Origin of the sequence: Arthrobacter sp. 2YAF22_2 (assembly GCF_052114645.1) — a bacterium.
Taxonomy (GTDB): domain Bacteria; phylum Actinomycetota; class Actinomycetes; order Actinomycetales; family Micrococcaceae; genus Arthrobacter.
In genome coordinates, this window is the sequence record NZ_JBFRFD010000284.1 from 1 (window position 1) to 4,858 (window position 4,858).

General features: G+C 69.0%; 3 protein-coding genes and 1 pseudogene. 1 reads left to right on the top strand and 3 read right to left on the bottom strand.

Going from position 1 to position 4,858, the window contains the following annotated elements; genetic code table 11:
* The 3 genes and pseudogenes from AB4Y86_RS12185 to AB4Y86_RS12195 all read right to left on the bottom strand — a co-directional run.
* Nucleotides 1–1,414 (bottom strand): DEAD/DEAH box helicase (locus AB4Y86_RS12185; RefSeq protein WP_441402488.1); only part of this gene is annotated, 1,414 nt, incomplete at its 3' end.
* A 286-nt stretch (nucleotides 1,415–1,700) separates the two neighbouring features.
* Nucleotides 1,701–3,234 (bottom strand): annotated as a pseudogene (locus tag AB4Y86_RS12190) (MFS transporter).
* 6 nt (nucleotides 3,235–3,240) lie between these two features.
* Nucleotides 3,241–4,272, bottom strand: a complete 1,032-nt coding sequence (locus tag AB4Y86_RS12195; RefSeq protein ID WP_441402489.1) for an Lrp/AsnC family transcriptional regulator — start codon at nucleotides 4,270–4,272, stop codon at nucleotides 3,241–3,243.
* Nucleotides 4,273–4,426: 154 nt separating this feature from the next.
* Between AB4Y86_RS12195 and AB4Y86_RS12200 the strand changes: the two genes are divergently transcribed.
* On the top strand, nucleotides 4,427–4,858 hold a 432-nt coding region (locus AB4Y86_RS12200; RefSeq protein WP_441402490.1), incomplete at its 3' end, for a M20 metallopeptidase family protein.

The following is a 4,858-nucleotide window of genomic DNA, read 5'->3' on the forward strand; positions in this document are numbered from 1 at the left end:
CGGCGGCGTTGCGGGCAGCGGCCTGGCCTTCGTAGGCCACGGCGCGACGCTCCGCACGGGGAAGATCGGTGCGGGGAGCCTCCGCTCCGACACGTCCGCGGCCGCCACGGCCGCCACGGCCACCCGCGGTGGGTGCAGCCTGGCGACGGGCGCGCTTGCGCTCGGCGTTGGCACCGGTGGAGCTGCCGCCGCCCTGATTGGCTTTGGCGGCGAGCAGCGCGGCGCGGGTGCGCGGATCGATCTTGTCGGCCATCTCGCCCACCAGTTCGGCGACCAGCGGCGAGTTGGCGGTGACGCGCTCGAAGTTGACGTCGACGCCGGCGGCCTTCATCAGCTTCTTCACGTCGGACTGCTGCTCCGGCAAGGTCAGCGTGACCACAGTGCCGTCGGAACCGGCGCGGGCGGTACGGCCCGAGCGGTGCAGGTAAGCCTTGTGCTCCGTGGGCGGATCCACGTGGATGACCAGTTCGACGTCGTCGACGTGGACGCCGCGGGCGGCGACGTCGGTGGCGACCAGGACGCGGACCTCGCCGGAGGCGAACTCGGCGAGGTTGCGGTCACGGGCGTTCTGCGACAGGTTGCCGTGCAGGTCGACGGCGGGGATGCCGGCGTCGGTCAGGGTCTTGGCCAGCTTGCGGGCGTGGTGCTTGGTGCGCAGGAAGAGCACCCGGCGGCCGGCGCCGGAGGCAAGCTCAACGATCAGCTGCTTCTTGACTGTCTGGTCGTTGACGACGAGGACGTGGTGTTCCATGGTGGTCACCGCGGCCTGGGATTCGTCCACGGCGTGCGTGAGCGGGTTGGACAGGTAGCGCTGGACGATCTTGTCCACGCCGTTGTCCAGTGTGGCGGAGAACAGCATGCGCTGGCCCTGGCTGGGGGTCATGTCCATGAGCTTCTTGACCACGGGGAGGAAGCCGAGGTCGGCCATGTGGTCGGCCTCGTCCAGGACGGTGATCTCGACGCCTTCGAGGGTCAGGATGCGCTGGCGGATCAGGTCCTCGAGGCGGCCCGGGCAGGCGATGACGATGTCGACGCCGGCGCGCAGCGCCTTTTCCTGGCGGGCCTGGGAAATGCCGCCATAAATAACGGTCGTGTTCAGGCCCATGGCCGTGGCCATCGGTTCGATAGTGGCGTTCAGCTGGGTGGCCAGCTCACGGGTCGGTGCCAGGACCAGGCCCATCGGGCGGCCGGGCTTGCGGAAGTGCTTGGCTTCCCGCTCAGCGAGTCGTGCTACAAGCGGGATGGCGAAAGCGATGGTCTTGCCGGAGCCGGTGCGGCCGCGGCCCAGGACGTCGCGTCCGGCCAGGGTGTCCGGCAGGGTCTTGACCTGGATGGGGAACGGTTCGAGGATCCCCTGGGCGGTGAGGGTGTCGGCGAGGGCCTTGGGCGTGCCGAGGGCAGCAAAAGTAGTCATGTGTCTCAAAGGTCTTTCAGGCGGTATCCGTGCGGATATCGGCCCCCGGTGCCGGTTGGCCCAGGGGTTCGCCGAAGAAAAGTCAGGTGATCAACCGGGCTTTCCGCAACATTTTGCGGGCGGCCGGGACCAAATAGAACGCGTTCATCGACGCAGGATGTGCCTCTCACATGAATAAAGCCCACCGGCTGCGTCCGGACTCCGGGGAGTCCTGCAGGGATCCGGCTGATCAACTAAAAGCTGATCATTCGAATCCAAAGTGGGCATCACTGCACATCAAGTTCCCTCAGTCTATCATCTGCGGGCGCCCTCTCGTTTCCGGCCCACCCGACCGCGACACCCGGGACGCGACCGCCACGCTCCCGACGCCGATCACGGCGGTGAGCGCGAACACCCCCGCAAAGGGCGCGACGCCGGCGCCGGCCGCCGTCGTCGTGGCCGTGAAGGCCGCGAACACGAGCCCCGTGCCGGCGAGTGCCAGGGCTCCGCCGAGGGAATCGGAGATGGACATCGCCGAGCTGTTGAAGCCCTCGTTGTGCTTGTTGGACAGGGCCAGGGTCATCACGCTCAGGCGCGCATACATCAGCCCCATGCCACCGCCGGCGAAGACCCAGGCGGCGATCACGACGGCGGCGGGCCAGTGAAGGACCGTGGTCACCAGCACCAGGACAATAGCGCCAAGCACCAGGGCCGCTCCGATTCGGACCGCGCGGCGGTGATCCAGGCGGTTCCCAAGCCGGCCCTGGACCGCGGAACCGGCAGCCCAGGCGACGGCGCCGCCGGTGAGGGTCAGGCCGGCGAAGGTGGGCGAGAAAACGTAGCGTTCCACCAGGAGATACGGCAGGTAGACCTCGGCGCCAAAGAATGCGGCCGAAGCCAAGCCGCGGGTCAGGATGACACTGGGGAGGCCGCGCCGGGCGGTCAGGGTTCCGCGGGGCACCAGCGGTCGGACGGCGATGAGGGCGACAGTGACGGCTGCTACGGCCGCGATTCCGCCCGCGGTCGGAAGCCGGTCGGAGAGATTCAGGCCGAGCACGGCGAGCGCCGCGAGCGCAGCCCAGGCCAGCCGGCCGTAGCCCGGCGACCGGCCGGCCCCGGCCGCGGGCCCTTCCCGCGCCTCCCGCGGCTCCCCCGGTTCCCCCGGCCCGGGTTCCTTCGGGGGTTCCTTCGAGCCGCGGGGCGAAGCGCCGCGCGAAGCGCCGCGCAGTCCGCGCAGTGCCGGCGCGATCATCAGCAGGGCCGGCAACACCAGTCCCACGACGCCGAGGAACACCCAATGCCAGCTGGCCAGCTGTGCCACAAGACCGGCAGCGAAGGGACCCACCAAGGAGGGAATCACCCAGGCGGCGGAAAAAGCGGCGAAGATCTTCGGATGCAGCACGGGCGGATAGACCCGGGCGAGCACAACGTAGAGCGCCACCGTCATCGCCCCGCCCCCCAGTCCCTGAACCAGCCGGCCGGCCACCAGGGTCGGCATCGCCCCCGCCGTTCCGGCGATCAGCAGACCCAGGGCAAACACCGCCACGGACGCGTAGAGGGGCCCCACCGGGCCGCGTCGGTCCGAGCGGTTGCCCGCCGCCACCATGCCGATGACGCCAGTTGCGAGCGGTCCGGCGAACGCGAGGGCGTAGAGGGCAGCACCATTCAGTTCCCGGCTGACCAACGGCATGATGGTGGTGACCGCCAGCGATTCTAACGAGGAACACCAGCGCACAGGCGCCCAGGGTCACCAGCAGGTAGTCGCGGTGGAAGATGCCGCCCGCCGCCGGGGCGGGTTCCTGGCCGGGCTCTGGCTCAGCGGCCGACTCTGCGTGGGGCACGGGCACTCAGCCAGCCGCTTCGAGGCTCTGGGCCGGGACCACGACGGCGCCGCTCGCCCTTGAGTCCGGGTTCAGCATCCAGCCCACGCGCTTGACGGTGGTCAGCATGACAACGCTTTCCACCAGGACGATCCCCGGCACCTTCTGCTGCAGCGCCAGCTCGATGGTCATGACGTCCGCCAGGGACTGCAGCCACATGATGATGACGAAATTGGTCGGACCGGTGGTGGACGCGCTAAGCCGGACGTTCCGCATCGTCTTCAGCTCGGCGGCTGCTGACTCGTGCCGGCCGGCGGGGACGTTAACGAACCATTGGCAGGTCACGGGAAAGGCCGAATACCGCTGGGCAACCTCGCAGCGGAAAGACAGGATTCCGCTCGCGAGCACGCGGTTGAGCTGCCGCTGGACGGTGGCCGGATGCCTGCCCAGTCCGCGGGCAATGTCCGCCGCCGTGGCCCGCCCGTCGCGGGCCAGGAACGGCAGCAACGCCAGGTGGCTGGCCGGCAGGTCGTGCCTGGCGGCGGCCTGGGCCACTCCGGTGGCCTCGGGTCCGGCCAGTGCCCGCACGGCCGCCTGCTGCGCGCGGCTCAGCACGTTGAGCCGCCAGGCACCGCCGCTTGCGTGCAGCCGCGTGCACAACGCGGTTTCGTATTTGAGCAGGCCGTCGATCTCCTTCAGCCGCGAGATCACCCGCTCGCTGAAATCATCCAGCGAGGCCGTGATGACGGTCAGCATCAGGTCCCGGTGGCTGGCCGCTTCCTCCACGGTGATGATTTCGGGCATCCCGGCAAGCCGGGCGGTCACTTCCTCGCGCCGGTGCATCTCGCAATCCACCGCGACGAACGCCAGGCACATCTGATGGGGGTCGCCGATCAGGTGGGCGGTGACCCAGGAAATGCCCGCGGCCCGCAGCCGCTCCCAGCGGGCAGCGAGCGTGGTGGCGTGCACGCCCAGCACCTCCGCAGCGTCCGCCCAGCTCAGGCGCGGGGCAATCTGCAGCACATTGATCAGCGCAAGCTCATCCTCGCTGAGTTCCATTGTTCTTCCCGTCGTTTTGCACGAAACCTGCATCAGGGGCCCTTGGATGCATTTTGTGAGGGGTTTCCCAGACTGTGGTTCAGGTCACTCCAGAATAGACGCAGGAAGTCCTAGCCGGGCCCAGCCCGCGCCACACACAAACCCAGGAGTACACGTGCCCATCACAGAAGACGTCCGCGAACTGCAGGCGGACCTTGCCCGGTTCCGCCACGAACTGCACCGGGAACCGGAGATCGGCCTGATGCTGCCCCGCACGCAGGAGAAGGTACTCAAGGAACTCGACGGGCTCGGCTACGAGATCACCCTGGGCACCGAGACGACGTCGATCACTGCGGTGTTGCGCGGCCAGGCGCCCGGAACCGGCGCGAACACCCGCCCCGCCGTTCTGCTGCGTGCCGACATGGATGCCCTGCCGGTACAGGAGAAGACCGGCGTGGAGTACACGTCCACCGTCGACGGCGCCATGCACGCCTGCGGCCACGACCTGCACACCTCCATGCTCGCCGGTGCCGCGACGCTGCTGGCCGAACAGCGGCACCGGCTGGCCGGCGACGTCGTCCTGATGTTCCAGCCGGGCGAGGAAGGT

Coding starts and splice junctions, on each gene's coding strand:
- AB4Y86_RS12195 (WP_441402489.1), bottom strand. CDS start 4,272: ATGGAACTCAGCGAGGATGAGCTTGCGCTGATCAATGTGCTGCAGATT.